Annotated in this window: 1 rRNA gene; it reads right to left on the reverse strand. The window is 53.9% G+C overall.

Features of this window, described 5'->3' with window-relative positions:
- Positions 1-6: 6 nt before the first annotated feature.
- Positions 7-1,535: ribosomal RNA gene (locus tag INF32_RS12070) — 16S ribosomal RNA — on the reverse strand.
- Positions 1,536-1,540: the final 5 nt, after the last annotated feature.

The following is a 1,540-nucleotide window of genomic DNA, read 5'->3' on the forward strand; positions in this document are numbered from 1 at the left end:
CTCCAGAAAGGAGGTGTTCCAGCCGCACCTTCCGGTACGGCTACCTTGTTACGACTTAGCCCCAGTCATCAGTTTTGCCCTAGGACGCTCCTTGCGGTGACGTACTTCAGGCACCCCCGACTTCCATGGCTTGACGGGCGGTGTGTACAAGGCCCGGGAACGTATTCACCGCGCCATGGCTGATGCGCGATTACTAGCGAATCCAACTTCATGGAGGCGAGTTTCAGCCTCCAATCCGAACTGAGACCGGCTTTCGAGATTGGCATCCTGTCACCAGGTAGCTGCCCTCTGTACCGACCATTGTAACACGTGTGTCGCCCCGGACGTAAGGGCCGTGCTGATTTGACGTCATCCCCACCTTCCTCTCGGCTTACACCGGCAGTCCTGTCAGAGTTCCCGGCATTACCCGCTGGCAACTAACAGTAGGGGTTGCGCTCGTTATGGGACTTAACCCGACACCTCACGGCACGAGCTGACGACAACCATGCAGCACCTAGTTTCGCGCCCCGAAGGGAAGACTCCTTTCAGAATCCGTCGCTAACTTTCAAGCCCGGGTAAGGTTCCTCGCGTATCATCGAATTAAACCACATGTTCCTCCGCTTGTGCGGGCCCCCGTCAATTCCTTTGAGTTTCATTCTTGCGAACGTACTCCCCAGGTGGATAGCTTAACGCTTTCGCTAAGTCACCGACAGTGTATCGCCGGCAACGAGCTATCATCGTTTACGGCGTGGACTACCAGGGTATCTAATCCTGTTTGCTCCCCACGCTTTCGTGCCTCAGCGTCAGATATGGCTTTGTGAGCTGCTTTCGCAATCGGTGTTCTGTGTGATCTCTAAGCATTTCACCGCTACACCACACATTCCGCCCACAGCAACCATTCTCTAGCTCAACAGTATTGGAGGCAGTTCCGTGGTTGAGCCACGGGCTTTCACCTCCAACTTATCAAACCGCCTACGCACCCTTTAAACCCAATAAATCCGGATAACGCTTGGATCCTCCGTATTACCGCGGCTGCTGGCACGGAGTTAGCCGATCCTTATTCGCAGAGTACTTTCAGCCGGATACACGTATCCGGGTTTACCCTTCTGCAAAAGCAGTTTACGACTCATAGAGCTGTCATCCTGCACGCGGCATGGCTGGTTCAGACTTGCGTCCATTGACCAATATTCCTCACTGCTGCCTCCCGTAGGAGTCTGGTCCGTGTCTCAGTACCAGTGTGGGGGGTTAACCTCTCAGTCCCCCTATGTATCGTCGCCTTGGTGAGCCGTTACCTCACCAACTAGCTAATACAACGCATGCCCATCTTTAACCACCGGAGTTTTCAACCTCAAGAGATGCCTCTCGAAATATTATGGGGAATTAGTACCGATTTCTCAGTGTTATGCCCCTGTTAAAGGTAGGTTGCATACGCGTTACGCACCCGTGCGCCGGTCGCCGGCAAGAGTAGCAAGCTACTCTATCCGCTGCCCCTCGACTTGCATGTGTTAGGCCTGCCGCTAGCGTTTATCCTGAGCCAGGATCAAACTCTCCATTGTAAAAA

Origin of the sequence: Gallalistipes aquisgranensis (genome assembly GCF_014982715.1) — a bacterium.
Lineage (GTDB): Bacteria > Bacteroidota > Bacteroidia > Bacteroidales > Rikenellaceae > Gallalistipes > Gallalistipes aquisgranensis.